11 protein-coding genes are annotated in these 13,621 nt (G+C 69.8%); 4 read left to right on the top strand and 7 right to left on the bottom strand.

The genetic code is table 11. The features are described from left to right. Window positions 1-174 precede the first annotated feature (174 nt). Window positions 175-1,566 (top strand): MFS transporter, encoded by a 1,392-nt coding sequence (locus tag SD455_RS08745; protein WP_445507850.1) that lies wholly within the window; start codon window positions 175-177, stop codon window positions 1,564-1,566. Between the two features lie 39 nt (window positions 1,567-1,605). Here the strand turns inward: SD455_RS08745 and dcd are convergent, their stop codons facing one another. Beyond that, entirely contained in the window at window positions 1,606-2,184 is a 579-nt protein-coding gene (gene dcd / locus SD455_RS08740; protein WP_445507849.1) for a dCTP deaminase, read from the bottom strand. 118 nt (window positions 2,185-2,302) lie between these two features. On the opposite strand from dcd, the gene SD455_RS08735 reads away from it, so the two are divergent. The 3 genes from SD455_RS08735 (at window position 2,303) to SD455_RS08725 (ending at window position 6,123) form a co-directional block, all read left to right on the top strand. Continuing rightward, on the top strand, window positions 2,303-2,749 hold the full coding sequence (locus SD455_RS08735) for an SseB family protein (RefSeq protein WP_445507848.1): 447 nt from the start codon (window positions 2,303-2,305) through the stop codon (window positions 2,747-2,749). 175 nt (window positions 2,750-2,924) lie between these two features. Continuing rightward, a complete protein-coding gene (locus SD455_RS08730; protein ID WP_445507847.1) occupies window positions 2,925-3,884 on the top strand; it encodes an AEC family transporter in 960 nt (319 codons plus the stop codon). Between the two features lie 910 nt (window positions 3,885-4,794). Then, window positions 4,795-6,123: a hypothetical protein gene (locus SD455_RS08725; protein WP_445507846.1), complete on the top strand. Its 1,329-nt coding sequence runs from the start codon at window positions 4,795-4,797 to the stop codon at window positions 6,121-6,123. Window positions 6,124-6,146: 23 nt separating this feature from the next. On the opposite strand, the gene SD455_RS08720 is transcribed toward SD455_RS08725, so the two are convergent. The 6 genes from SD455_RS08720 to SD455_RS08695 all read right to left on the bottom strand — a co-directional run bounded on the left by SD455_RS08720 (window position 6,147) and on the right by SD455_RS08695 (window position 13,517). Further along, window positions 6,147-8,717: an HAD-IC family P-type ATPase gene (locus tag SD455_RS08720; protein ID WP_445507845.1), complete on the bottom strand. Its 2,571-nt coding sequence runs from the start codon at window positions 8,715-8,717 to the stop codon at window positions 6,147-6,149. A gap of 134 nt (window positions 8,718-8,851) precedes the next feature. Further along, window positions 8,852-9,325 (bottom strand): Lrp/AsnC family transcriptional regulator, encoded by a 474-nt coding sequence (locus tag SD455_RS08715; RefSeq protein ID WP_445507844.1) that lies wholly within the window; start codon window positions 9,323-9,325, stop codon window positions 8,852-8,854. Between the two features lie 13 nt (window positions 9,326-9,338). Next, window positions 9,339-10,181, bottom strand: a complete 843-nt coding sequence (locus SD455_RS08710) for an ABC transporter permease (protein ID WP_445507871.1) — start codon at window positions 10,179-10,181, stop codon at window positions 9,339-9,341. An 11-nt stretch (window positions 10,182-10,192) separates the two neighbouring features. Continuing rightward, window positions 10,193-11,161, bottom strand: a complete 969-nt coding sequence (locus tag SD455_RS08705; RefSeq protein ID WP_445507843.1) for an ABC transporter permease — start codon at window positions 11,159-11,161, stop codon at window positions 10,193-10,195. Beyond that, window positions 11,161-12,291: an ABC transporter ATP-binding protein gene (locus SD455_RS08700; protein WP_445507842.1), complete on the bottom strand. Its 1,131-nt coding sequence runs from the start codon at window positions 12,289-12,291 to the stop codon at window positions 11,161-11,163. The genes SD455_RS08705 and SD455_RS08700 overlap by 1 nt, the downstream gene beginning before the upstream one ends. Then, window positions 12,291-13,517: an ABC transporter substrate-binding protein gene (locus tag SD455_RS08695; protein ID WP_445507841.1), complete on the bottom strand. Its 1,227-nt coding sequence runs from the start codon at window positions 13,515-13,517 to the stop codon at window positions 12,291-12,293. Before SD455_RS08695 ends, SD455_RS08700 begins: the two co-directional genes overlap by 1 nt. Between the last annotated feature and the right edge of the window lie 104 nt (window positions 13,518-13,621).

The following is a 13,621-nucleotide window of genomic DNA, read 5'->3' as shown; positions in this document are numbered from 1 at the left end:
GTCAGCCGCACTGAGGAGGAGTCGTCCCATGTTAACAGGCGTAGGTGACGGGCCGGGGTGACGCTCGTCGCACGGCCTGGATGCGGCCGTCGGCGGCCGCGCCGGCCGGGGATTTCTCCAGCGGCACCCTGCCAGCCATGCCACGTGACGGTTGCTCGACGATACGATGCGCCCATGACCTCATCCGTGGACGCGGCCCCGAGCTCCGCGAGCCAGCCGCTGCACAAGCGCATCATCGCTGTCTGGAGCCTCTGGAGCTGGGGCAACGCCACCGTCAGTGCGGTGATGGTGACCTTCGTCTTCGGCACCTACATCGCCGACGCCGTCGGGCCCGGCGGGCAGGGCACCCAGTACCTGACCACGGCCAACGCGATCGCCGGCGGCATCATCGCCGTGACAGCGCCGGTCATCGGCCAGCGCGCGGACAAGGCCGGCCGCCGTCGACTGTGGCTGATCATCAACACGCTGATCGTGGTGGCGCTGGTGGCCTCCTGCTTCTTCGTGAAGCCCGACCAGGGATACCTGGTGCTGGGTGTGACCCTGATGGCCACCATGACGCTGTTCGACGAGTTCGCGAACCTGAACTACAACGCGATGATCACCGACATCTCCGACCATGACCGCATGGGCCGCGTCTCGGGCATCGGCTGGGGCGCCGGCTACCTGGGCGGCATCGCGATCCTCTCGCTCGTCTACTTCGGCCTGGTCGCCGGGGATCCGCCCTACTGGTTCGGGCTCGGCGACGAGGAGGCCATCAACATCCGGATGGTCGCCGTCGTCGCGGCGGCCTGGTTCCTGCTGTGGGCGCTGCCGCTGCTGTTCACCAAGGTCAAGACCGCCGACGCCGAGACCATCGAGGAGAAGGTCTCGATCGCCGAGTCCTACCGGCGGCTGATCCGGGTGATCGTCGGGCTCTGGAAGGAGGACCGCAACACGCTGTGGTTCCTGCTGGCATCCGCCATCTACCGAGACGGGCTCTCCGCGGTCTTCACCTACGGGGCGATCCTGGGGGTCACAGTCTTCGGATTCACCACCGGCGACATCCTGATCTTCGGCATCGCCGGCAACGTGGTCGCCGCGCTGGGCGCGCTCCTCGGCGGCTGGTTCGACGACCGGCTCGGGCCGCGGGCGGTCATCATGACCTGCGTGATCGCTCTCGTGGCTCTGGGCGGAACGATGTACTTCCTCGACGTCGAGCGGGACTTCGGGGTGTTCGTCCTGGAGCCGACCACCGCGTTCTGGATCTTCGGACTGGGCCTGACGTTCTTCGTGGGCCCTGCGCAGGCGTCCTCCCGTGCGTTCCTGGCCCGGCTCGCGCCGCCCGCCCGCGCCGCGGAGCTCTTCGGCCTCTACGCCACCGCCGGGCGCAGCGTCAGCTTCCTCACCCCGGCGCTGATCTCCCTGATGCTGCTGATCTCCTCGGCCGAGGACACCGATGTGCAGGGCGGAGACAAGGCGATCATCCTCGGGATCGTGGTGATCCTGGTGCTGGGGCTGGCCGCGATGCTGCTGGTGCGCAACCCCACCGGGCCGGCGAAGATGCGCGAACACCGCGTGCGGGGATGAGCTGAGCCAGAGGCCTGGAGAAGGTCCGGCGTCGGGCCCTCAGCCGATGATGGTGCGGTGGAAGTTCTCGTGGGACCGCGACGCCGTCGGGCCGCGCTGGCCCTGGTACCGCGACTGGTGCTTCTGGCTGCCGTAGCCGTGGCTGGCCGGAGACGTCAGGCGGAAGAAGCACAGCTGCCCGATCTTCGAGCCCGGCCACAGCTTGATGGGCAGCGTGGCCATATTGGACAGCTCCAGGGTCACCTGCCCGGAGAACCCGGGGTCGATGAATCCGGCGGTGGAGTGCGTCAGCAGCCCCAGCCGTCCCAGTGAGGACTTCCCCTCCAGCCGGGCGGCGACGTCCTCCGGCAGGGTGACGGCCTCATAGGTGGCGCCGAGGACGAACTCGCCGGGGTGCAGCACGAAGGGCTCCTCCGGGTCCACCTCCACCAGGCGGGTCAGATCCGTCTGCTCCACCGACGGGTCGATGTGCGCGTATTTGTGGTTGTCGAACAGCCGGAACATGCGCTCCAGGCGCACGTCGACGCTGGAGGGCTGGATCATGGACTCGTCCAGCGGGTCCAGGTGGATCCGGCCGGCGTCGAGCTCTGCATGGATGTCACGGTCTGAAAGCAGCACGATGCCCAAGGTACCGCACCCGGGCCCGGGCGCCCGCCGTCGGCCACGCCACATGTCGAGCCTCCCACGTCACAGGCCCGGCCTTGCATTCCGCGCGCGGACATGATCGCGTGGACGGATGAGCGAGACTCCTCAGAACCCCGACGCCCAGAACCCCGACGAGACCCCCGACGGCGAGCAGCTGCCCGACCTGCGCGACACCCTGATCGCCGGCAAGGACGGTGAGGCCCAGCCCAGCGAGATCATCCGCGCCTTCCTGACCTCCACCGTCTACTTCCTCAGCAGCGAGGAGGTCACCCCGGAGACCGCCTCGGTGAACCCGCTGACCCTGCAGGACAACGAGGGCAACCCGCTGATCGCCCTGTTCTCCGGGACCGACGTGGTGCCGGCCGAGTACGCCGAGCACGCCCCTCACGCCGTCGACGCTCCGGGCGTGGCCGTGGTGCAGTCGCTCGCCGGAGCCGGCATCATCATCGACGCCGGCCAGGAGCACGGCTTCCAGATCTCCTCCGAAGGTGTGGACCGGATCCGCGAGGACTTCCTCCGCCCCGCCGACGAGGAGTGAGCCGCACCGGCCCTCAGACCTGGTGAGCCCGCCGTCGTCGTCCGCCCCGGCAGGACGACGACGGCGGGCTCTCGTCATGCTCGCGTCACCAGACGTCCCTGTCCCCCATGGCCTGCGGCGGCAGGAGTAGAGTCGTCCTCGGAACCGGCCGGCATGAGGACGATCAGGGGGCGATATGGAGGCAGTCTTCTCCGGCTTCTCCGTCATCTGGCTCATCATCGGTGTGGGCTTCGTCATCGGAAAGCTGGGGCTGCTTCCGCCCGAGGCCCGTGTGGTCCTCAGCCGGGTCGCGTTCTTCGTCGCCTCCCCCTGTCTGCTGTTCCTCACCGTCGCCGACGCCTCCCTGCGCGACGTGCTGGGCCCGCAGTTCGCCATCGCCGCCCTCGGCGCCTTCACCACTCTGCTGATCTACCTGCTGCTGGCCAAGCTCCTGCTGAAGCGACGGCCCGGCTCGGAGCGGATGATCGGCGGGATGAGCGGCTCCCTGGTGAACTCGGCGAACCTCGGCTTCCCGATCGCCGCCTACGTGCTGGGCGACGTGGCCTTCGCCGCCCCCATCATCATGTTCCAGCTGGCGCTCTACACGCCGGTCTACGTGACCGCCATGGACTGGCTGACCCGGGACCAGGGCACCACCACCAAGGTCCGACCCGCCCGACGCACCTCCACGCTGCGCAGCCTGGGCCAGTCCGCGGTGAACCCGATGATCATCGGAGCCGTGCTGGGGCTGGTCTTCTCCTGGCAGGACTGGCACCTGCCAGGTCCGATGCACGAATCCGTGGAGCTGATCGCCGGGGCCTCCATCCCCCTGATGCTGCTCTCCTTCGGGCTCTCCCTGGTGGGCAGCCGTCCACTGGACAAGAAGGCCGGGCGACGCCGCGACGTCCTGCTGGCCTCCAGTCTGAAGCTGCTGCTGCACCCGACGCTGGCCTGGGTCTTCGCCGCCTTCGCCTTCGGGCTCGAAGGGCACCAGCTGCTGGCCGCCGTCGTGATGGCCTCCTTGCCGACCGCCCAGAACGTACTGGTCAGCGCGATCCGCTATGAGTCCGGCGAAGTGATCGCCCGCGACACGGTGCTGGTCACCACCATCCTGGCGATCCCGGCGATGATCGCCGTCTCGCTGATCCTGATGTGAGATCCCACCGCGAACGTTCGGCGGCGATCTCACGTTCCGGGTGCTGAATGGGGGTGGGGACCGTGGCGCTCGTGGTGGGGACCGTGGCGCTCGTGGCGGAGACCGTGGCGCTCGTGGCGGAGACCGTGGTGCTCGTGGCGGCATCGTTGCGGGATCGTGACCGCCACGGGGCCACAGACGACCCCGGAAGGACCGCCCGCACAACGCCCGGTTGCTAGGCTGAATCCGCAGTCGCGGCGGGACCGCACCACCCAGGCGGGCGATCCGACCCACGGAGTGTTGCCGCGGACGGGTCGACGAGCCGAATGATGAGGAACAGCAGCTGATGAATCACCAGGGACACCACGACGGCGCCCACCCCGGCGAGCGCCCCGACGGCCCCGGGCAGCCCGGCCGCCCCGGGCAGCAGGGCGACGGTGCGTCGGCGTCGACACCGGCGGCTCCTGGTGGCCCCGGATCACCCGAGGAGAGCTTCGGCGCCGTGCAGCGCGGCTCAGGGCCGTGGGCCTCCGGCTCCCCCCAGGACACGACACGGCCGCTGCCGCCCCAGGGCGGCCCTCGCCCCACCGGTCCCGCCGGCCCCGCCGGGCCCCTCCCCGGCATGAGCACACGCCCCGGCGATCGGCAGCCGGGCCAGGGCGGTCAGCCCGGCCAGGGCCCCGGCCCACACACCCCGGGCCCACACACCCCGGGCCCGCAGACTCCAGGCCCACACGCTCCAGGACCACACGCTCCGGGCCCGCAGGCACCTGGACAGCACGCGCCCGGCCGGCCGTTCCCAGGACAGCCGTTCCCAGGACAGCCCGGTCCAGCCGATCCCTCCCAGGGCACCCCTGCCGGCACGGGGCGCGGCGGGGCCCCGCACCGTCCGGCGACCCCGCCTCCGGGCGCGCCCCACTCGCAGCCACCTGTGCCTCGGCCCGGGCCGCCCGGCGTCCGCCCGGCACCGCCGGGGCACCCCGGGCACACCGGACAGCCCGCCCCCGCCACCTCCGCCTCCGCCGCACAGCCCGCGCGCAGCAGACGTGCGGCCGCCGTCTGGGCCGGCTGGGGCGGCGGGCTCGTCCTGGCCCTGGTCGCCAGCGGCGTCGGCATCTGGCAGGTGGACGAGCACGTCTACGCCACCGATGCGATGGCCGAGAACTACTGGGAGGCCCTGAGCTCCGGGGACGGTTCCGCCGCCGTCGGGATGTTCTCCTCCATGCCCGAGCTGGGCGCCCTCGGCCCCGCACAGAACCTGGTGCTCTCTGCCGAGGCGGAGGACGAGACCGCTGAGGAGGATTCGGACCGGGACGACGCAGACCGAGACGACCAAGACCAGGACGAATCGGGCGACGACGCGTCCGACGACTCTCCCGAGGCCGATTCCCCCGAGGACGAGTCGGACACCGAGGGCGAGTCGGACACTGAGGACACTGACGAGGCCCCCGCGCCTCCCGCCGAGGACCGCTTGGAGCTCGGCGCCGTGGACTCGGTGCTGCTGGACGGGGAGGCCCTGAGCCACTCGGCCGAGCAGATCGAGGGGCTGTCCATCACGGAACGCAACGACGGCGCCGACCTGGCCTTCACCGTCGACGGCGAGCCGCATGAGGCCCACCTGCCGATGTCGCGCGAGGGCAGCATCTGGTTCTTCTTCGACGACTGGAAGCTCGCCCCTGAGGCCCTGACCGAGGTGGACCTCTCCGTCCCGGCCGCCTCCCTGGGCGGGATCGGCCAGGTCGAGGTCAACGGACAGCCGGTGAACCTCCACGAGGACGGCGCCACGCTGGCGGCCTTCGTCCCCACGGTGATCGACGTCGGCATCGACAGCCAGTGGCTGACCGGCTCCGGACACGACGTCGTCACCGCCGAGGGCGACCACCGGATCGACATCGAGCTGGAGGCCTCGGAGACCGCCGCCGAGCTGCTGCATGACGAGGTGGAGGAGTACCTCACCGGCTGCGCCGAGCAGGAGGTGCTGATGCCCAGCGGCTGCCCGATGGGGGTCACCACACCCAACCAGGTGGACGCCGAGACGATCTCCTGGGAGATGCCCGACCCCGCAGACATCTCGCTGACCTTCGACGACGACGGCTGGTCGATCTCCGGGGCCGACAACCTCCGGGCCACCGTCACCTTCGAGTCCCTGGACTACTTCGACGGTGGTGAGCTCGACGAGAGCCACGACGTCAGCTTCGGCCTCGACATCCAGGTCGGAGCCAGCGGCGAGGACCTCGTCATCTCCGTGATCGGCGACTGAGCCGGACCACGCCCAGACCCTGCTCAGGCGGCGGCGCGCCCCGGCACCGGCTCCACCGGATCCAGGGGGTCCAGGTCCACCGTCCTGTCATGCCAGCGGTGTCCCAGCTCGATCAGCCCGGACCCGACCATGGCGGCTACGAAGGCCACCGCCAGCAGCTCCGCGCTGGGCATGGCGAAGAGGTGGTACTGCTGGGAGATCGGCACCAGAAGGGCCGCCGCCAGCAGCAGGTACATGGAGGCCAGCAGGATCATCCGCGGGGTGGTCAGCGGGCGCAGCGCCACGTTGAGCACCCACAGGCCCACCAGGGTCAGGCACAGGGTGGAGGCGGTCTGCACCCCGGCGGCCGGCTCCCCGAGGTGGCGGCCGGCCGCGCTGACGGCGATCACCGCCAGGCATATCGCCACCGACGCCGGGATGGAGAACAGCACGGATCGGCGCAGGAACCCCGGTCGGTACCGCCGGGTGTTGGGCATCAGCGCCAGGAAGAACGCCGGGCAGCCGATCATCAGGAAGTCCACGGTGGAGAACTGGCGCGGCAGGAACGGGAACTGCCAGAACATGAGCCCGAAGAACAGTCCCAGGACGATCGCGTAGGCCGTCTTGGTGAGGAACAGGTGCGCCACCCGCTCGGTGTTGGCGATGACCTTCCGACCTTCGGCCAGCACCTTCGGCAGGCGGTCGAACCGCCCGTCCAGCAGCACCATCCGGGACACCGCCTTCGTGGCAGGAGCCCCGTTGCCCATCGCGATGCCCAGATCCGCGCGCTTCAGGGCCAGCGCATCGTTGATGCCGTCGCCGGTCATCGCCACCACGTGACCGTTGGCCTTCAGCGCCTCCACCATGGTGCGCTTCTGCTCCGGGGAGACCCGGCCGAACACGGAATGGGTGGCCAGCGCCGACCGCATCGCCTCGGGATCCTCCGGCAGCCGGGAGGCGTCCACGCCGTCGCCGTCGACCCGCATCCCCACTTCCCGGGCCACCGCCGAGACGGTGCGCGGCGAGTCCCCGGAGATGACCTTCAGAGCCACGTTCTGCGCGCTGAAGTACTCCAGAGTCGACCGGGCGTCGGAGCGGACGTTCTCCTTGAACGTCAGCAGGGTGACCGGCATGAGCCCGTCCGGCAGTCGCTCGCCTCGTCCCAACGGTCCGCTGGCGCCGTCGAGGATGGGGCCCTCCAGCGGCGCGTGGGCGAGGACCATGGTCCGCAGCCCCTGGGCGGCGGTGGCCTCCATGTGCCCCAGCAGCCGGTCCACCTCGGCCTGAGGCGCCACATGCGGCGACTGCAGAATGTCGGGGGCGCCGAGGATCCAGTGCCCGGCCAGCTCCCCGGCGTCGTCGGCGAAGGTCACTGCGGACCACCGTCGGGCGGAGGAGAACTGCACCTGGTAGGCGGCGTGATGCCGCGGCAGGGCGGTGAAAGGCACCTGCAGGGCCGCCGCCGTCGGGTTGGCGTGCAGGTCCGCACCGAACCAGGCGAGCACCTGCTGCCACGGCTCGGTCCCCTCCAGCGCGGTGGAGGACGGGTCCCGGTGCTGCACTGCCGGAAGCCCGCGAGAGTCCAAGGGCGCCGCCCCGTGGAAGGCGATGGTGCCGTCGGTCAGCGTGCCGGTCTTGTCCAGGCAGACGACGTCCACCCGGGCCAGGATCTCCACCGCCGGCTGCTCCTGAATGAGGACCTTGTCCTGGGCCAGGCGCAGCGCGGCCACCGCGAAGGCGATGGTGGTCATCAGCGCCAGCCCCTGCGGGATCATCGCCGTCACCGAGGACACGGCGGTGACCATCGCCTCCCGCCATTGGCCGGAGGCCCACGCGTGGCTCCACCCGCCGAAAGCCTGCATCTGCCCGTTGAAGACGATCGCGGTGATGGGCAGCAGCACCAGGGACAGCCAGAATGCGACCTTCTCGAGGGCGCGGCGCAGCTCCGAGTTGATCTTCTGGTAGCGCTTGGCCTCGGTGGCGAGCTTCACGGCATGGGCGTCGTCGCCCACCGCGGAGACCACGAAACGCCCGGTGCCGGCCAGGACCGCGGTGCCGGAGAGGACGATGTCGTCACGGCGCTTCGGCACCGGATCCGACTCGCCGGTGAGCATGGACTCGTCCACGTCCAGTCCGGAGGAGGAGATCACGACGCCGTCGGCGGGCACCTGGTCGCCACGGCGCAGCTCCACGACGTCGTCGAGGACGATCTGTTCCCGGTGGGTCTCCACCAGCATCCCGTCACGCAGCACCGTGATGCTGTCCTGGTGCAGCAGCGCGATCGCGTCCAGCTTCCGCTTGGCCGAGTATTCCTGGATGAGCCCGATGACCACGTTGGCGACGGCGGCCACGGCGAACAGCAGGTCCAGCCAGCGGCCCAGGATCACGATGACCAGCGCGCAGACCCCGATGATCAGGTTGAACAGCGTCATCAGGTGGGTGCGCAGGATCTCCGCGATGGAGCGGGAGGTGGTGTGCGGCTGGACGTTGGCCAGCTGCAGCCGCTGGCGCTCGGCCACCTGGATGGAGTTCAGCCCTTGGGCCTCCAGGACGGCAGGGTCGACGGCGGACCGGAGCTCCGCAGGCGTGCGGACGTCCGTCTTCTGAGCAGCCACGTGCTCCGTCCTTGTCGGGGTCGAGCGGGGACACCGGGCGCGGGCACGCCCGGCCCCATTCTAGAGGCGCCGCCCCGCCCTGCCCTCAGCCCTGAGGAGGAGACTCTGCCCACAGCTGCTCCGCCGACGCGGGCTCAGCGCACACCCCACGTGTAGGTCTGCTTGCGCAGGCTCAGATACATGAACGTCTCGGTACCGACCACTCCGGGCACCGTGCGGATCCGTTGGGAGACGATCTCCAGCAGGTGATCGTCGTCCTCGCAGACCACCTCCACCAGCAGGTCGAACGCCCCGGCGGTGATCACCACGTAGTCGACCTCGTCATAGGCTTCGATCTCCTGGGCCACCGGCTCCAGGGCTCCCTCCACCCGGATGCCGATCATCGCCTGCCGCGGGAACCCCAGCTCCAGCGGGTTCGTCACCGCCACGATCTGGATGACCCCCAGCTCCTGGAGCCGGTGCACCCGGTGCCGGACAGCAGCCTCGGAGAGGCCCACCTCCTTGCCGATGGAGGCGAAGGAGCGGCGGCCGTCCTGCTGCAGCAGCTCGATGATCGCCTTGTTGACGTCGTCGATCTCGGCAGCCCGGTGGTTCCTGTTCTTCACCATGTCCCCCAGCCTTTCACAGCGCCGCCAGTTTCCGGCCCCGCCAGTACCGCCACACCTGGACGCCCACCACCAGCGCGATCGCGCCGAGGAACATGGCCGAGCCCAGCACGTTGACCTCCGCCGGGATGCCCCGCCGCGCGGCCACATAGGCGTACTGCGGAAAGGTCGTGTAGGCCCCCGAGTTGAAGTTCGCCACGATGAAGTCGTCGAAGCTGATCGCGAAGCTCAGCAGCGCCGCGGCCGCGATCCCGGGGATCAGCAGCGGGAAGGTCACCTTCCAGAACGCGGTGCGTCCCGAGGCGTAGAGGTCCGCGGCCGCCTCCTCCAAGGCCGGGTCCAGGGTTGCGATGCGCGCCCGGATGGCCACCACCACGAAGGAGATGCAGAACATGATGTGGGACAGCACGGTGGTGCCCATGCCCAGCTGGACGCCCAGGTTGAGAAACTGGGACAGCAGCGAGGCTCCCAGCACGACTTCCGGGGTGGCCAGCGGCAGGAAGATCAGCATGTTCGCCGAGCCTGCGAAGCGGAACCGGTAGCGCTCGAGCCCGAAGGCGATCATGGTGCCCAGCACGGTGGCCACCGTGGTGGCGATGACCGCCACCATCAGTGAGTTCCCGAACGCCTCGCACAGCTGGGAGGGGCGGCACGGGTCCTGCCAGTTGGCCAGGGTGAACCCGCGCCAGGTCAGGTTGGTCCGGCCGGCGTCGTTGAACGAGAACACGAAGATGTAGGCGATCGGGACGAGCAGGTAGACGAACGCCAGCCCGCCGACCACCGGCACGAACCACCGACCGGCGTCGAACCGGCGTCGGGGCGTGGGCGCGGCGTGACGGGTGGCCGGATCCGTGCTCATGGTCTCTCCCCTCATACGATCTCCTTCGTCCCGAAACGGCGCACGTAGAGCGTGACGAGGATCAGGATGATGGCCATCAGCACCGCAGACAGCGCGGCGGCCGAGGGATAGTCGGCCGCGTGGAAGAACCGGGAGTCGATGATCTGACCCACGGTGGTGGTGTCCACGTTGTTGCCCAGCATCACGGCGTTGACGTAATCGCCGGAGGCCGGGATGAACGTCAGGATGGTCCCCGCCATCACTCCGGGGGTGGACAGCGGCAGGGTGACCCGCAGGAACGTCTGGAAACCGCCCGCGTAGAGGTCCCCGCCGGCCTCGATGAGCCGAGTGTCCAGCCGCTCCAGATTGGCGTAGATGGGCAGCGTCATCAGCGGCAGGTACAGATACGTCATGCCGGCGACGACGGCGAGCGCGGTCGCGGTGAGCCGTCCGTCCTGGGGCAGCACGGAGATCGCCTTGAGGAACCCGACCACCCAGCTCTCGTCGGAGAGGATGAACCGCCAGGACTGCACGCGCAGGATGAAGCTGGAGAAGAACGGGGCGATGATGACCACCAGCAGCAGGCCCTGCAGCAGGTGCCGACCGCGCAGCCGCACCGCCACCAGGTAGGCCATGGGGTAGCCGATGCACAGAGCGGCCACCGTGGCGATGGTGGCGAACAGGAACGACCGCACGAAGGTGTCCCCGTAGGTGGTCATCACCTGTGCGTAGGTGGCGATGTTGAACCCGGGCACGAACTCCCCGGGCACGGCCCCCTCGGGGCGGACGTAGAGGGACATCGCGAGCATGGAGAACACCGGCACCACGAAGAACAGGGTGATGAAGGCGAACCCCGGGATGACCAGGAGCATGCCGAGCCGCCCGCGGGAGCGCCAGGTGCGGCGCTCCTCGGCGGACTGTTCGGGCGGGATGGGCGGCTCCACATGCTCCTGCGGCGTGGTGAGCTCCTCGGCGGCCCCGGCGGCGGTCTTCAGCGCCATCACAGCCCCTCGACGCCGGCGTCGGTGTCGGATCCGCCCGCCAGCCCGAACAGGTTCGCATCCTCCCACCACAGGTCGACCTCGGTGCCGGGACCGATGACCTCGGTGCGCAGGTTCTGGGAGAACACGGTCAGGCTCCCCGCGCCGGGGACCTCCACCTCATACTCGGTGGACACCCCGGTGTAGGCGACCTCGCGCACGCGTCCGCCGGTGACGCAGTTCCAGTCGGCCTCCGCGTCGGCGGGCCGCCGCCCGGCAGGGGTGAGGACGATCTTCTCCGGGCGGATCCCGACGACGATCCGGCCCTGCTGCTGCACGGCTCTGTCGGCGGCGAGCCGGCAGGTGGTCTCGCCGAACCGGACGGTCAGCCCCTGGGGCCCGGCGGCGCCGACCACCTCGGCCTCGAAGAGATTGGACTTGCCGAGGAAGTTCGCCACGAAGGCGGTGCGCGGAAGGTCGTAGAGCTCGCCGGGCGGACCGATCTGCTCGATGCGACCGGCGTTCATCACGGCCACGGTGTCGGCCATGGTGAGGGCCTCCTCCTGGTCGTGGGTGACGTGGATGAAGGTGATGCCGACCTCCTGCTGGATCTGCTTCAGCTCGGCCTGCATCTGGCGGCGCAGCTTCATGTCCAGGGCGCCGAGCGGCTCGTCCAGCAGCAGCACGTGGGGCTCGTTGACCACGGCACGGGCCAGGGCCACCCGCTGCTGCTGGCCGCCGGAGAGCTGGGCGGGACGCCGTTGGGCCAGGTGTCCCAGTTCCACCAGGTCCAACACCTTGGAGGCGCGGCCGAGCGCGTCGGGCACTTTGCGGCGCCGGAGCCCGAAGGCCACGTTCTCCAGGACGCTGAGATGGGGGAACAGCGCGTAGCTCTGGAAGACGGTGTTGACCTCCCGCTGGTGCGCCTTGGTGCCGGTGACGTCGTCGTCGCCGATGAGGATCCGCCCTCGGGTGGGGTGTTCGAGTCCGGCGACCATCCGCAGCGTGGTGGACTTGCCGCAGCCGCTGGGGCCCAGCAGCGCGAAGAAGCTGCCTGCCGGGACCTGGAGGTCGAGGTCGTCGACGGCGGTGAAGCCGCTGAACAGCTTGGTGATGCCTCGCAGGGCGAGGTCCTTGCCGGTGGCCGTCATCAGTTCCCGATCACCGCCTGGAACCGGTCGGTGAACTCGGCCTCCTCCTCGGCGTCCATGCTGCGGATGGTGTGCAGGTCCGCCTGCATCTCTTCGGTGGGGAAGATCATCGGATCCTCGGCGAGCTCGGGATCGATCTCCTCCATGGCCTCCTGGGCGCCCTGGACGGGGCACACGTAGTTGACGTAGGCGGCCACTTCGGCGGCCACCTCGGGCTGCAGGTAGAAGTCCATGAGCCGTTCGGCGTTGCTCTGATGCTCGGCGCCCTGGGGAATCAGCAGGTTGTCGGACCACAGGGCGCCGCCGGCTTCGGGGAGGCCGAACTCCCAGCGGTCTCCCTCTTCGAGGTTCAGCTGGGTGATGTCCCCGGACCAGGCCATCACAGCCAGGGCGTCCCCGGAGACCAGGTCCTCCATGTAGGCGTTGCCGCGCACCTGCCGGATCTGCCCGCTGGAGATCCCCTCCTCCAGCATCTCCAGCGCGGCCTCGAAGTCGTCTCCGTCGAAGGAGGTGACGTCGGCGCCCTGGTCGAGCATGATCAGCGCCAGAGTGTCCCGCCATTCGTCCAGGACCACCACCCGGCCGCGCAGGTCAGGGTCGGTGAGCAGCTGGGTGACCGAGTGGACGCCGTCGGGCACGGCCTCCCTGTTCCAGGCCAGTCCCGTCATCCCGGACTGCCAGGTCACCGAGTGGCGGCGATCGGGATCGAAGCCGACGTCGCGCAGGCCGGGCAGCAGGTTGTCCAGGTGTGGGATGTTCTCATGGTTCAGCTCGCGGACCTGGTCGGCGGCGATCAGCCGCGCGGCCATCCAGTCGGTGAAGGTGATGATGTCCTGGCCGAAGCCCTGCCCCTGGCGGAGCTGGTTCTGGACGGTGCCGTAGTAGCTCTCGTTGCCGTCGATGTCCTCGGCGTAGGTGACGCTGATCCCGGTCTCCTCCTGGAACCGCTCAAGGGTCGGGTAGCTGCCGGTGTCGCTGTCATAGTCCAGGTAGAGGCTCCAGTTGGCCCAGAACAGCGCCATGGACTCCTCGGAGAGGTCCTCGGCCGGTCCCTCCTCTGCGCCGGGGGTGCCGCCGGTGCCGCAGGCGCTGAGCGCACCGAGCAGACCGGCTGCACCGGCGCCCATCATCAGGCGACGGCGGGAGACGCGGCGACCCGCCAGTTGGGAGCGGACCAGCGAGCGGATCATGGGGTCCTGGGGGCGGGAGTCGGGGGTGCGGGGCATGGGATCCTCCTCGGTGCAGATGATGCGGTGGTGCGGGTGGTGCGGTGTTGGCGGTGGTGCGGGTGCTGGACGAGTAAGTGCGTGCTGCGAGTGGTCGGTGGGCT

The sequence above is a fragment of the Nesterenkonia sp. K-15-9-6 genome (assembly GCF_052656005.1).
The sequence above is the reverse complement of the archived record's forward strand: the minus strand, read 5'-3'. Positions and strand labels throughout refer to the sequence as shown.

Coding starts and splice junctions, on each gene's coding strand:
- SD455_RS08745 (WP_445507850.1), top strand. CDS start 175: ATGACCTCATCCGTGGACGCGGCCCCGAGCTCCGCGAGCCAGCCGCTG.
- SD455_RS08735 (WP_445507848.1), top strand. CDS start 2,303: ATGAGCGAGACTCCTCAGAACCCCGACGCCCAGAACCCCGACGAGACC.
- SD455_RS08730 (WP_445507847.1), top strand. CDS start 2,925: ATGGAGGCAGTCTTCTCCGGCTTCTCCGTCATCTGGCTCATCATCGGT.
- SD455_RS08715 (WP_445507844.1), bottom strand. CDS start 9,325: ATGGTGAAGAACAGGAACCACCGGGCTGCCGAGATCGACGACGTCAAC.
- SD455_RS08710 (WP_445507871.1), bottom strand. CDS start 10,181: ATGAGCACGGATCCGGCCACCCGTCACGCCGCGCCCACGCCCCGACGC.
- SD455_RS08705 (WP_445507843.1), bottom strand. CDS start 11,161: ATGGCGCTGAAGACCGCCGCCGGGGCCGCCGAGGAGCTCACCACGCCG.
- SD455_RS08700 (WP_445507842.1), bottom strand. CDS start 12,291: ATGACGGCCACCGGCAAGGACCTCGCCCTGCGAGGCATCACCAAGCTG.
- SD455_RS08695 (WP_445507841.1), bottom strand. CDS start 13,517: ATGCCCCGCACCCCCGACTCCCGCCCCCAGGACCCCATGATCCGCTCG.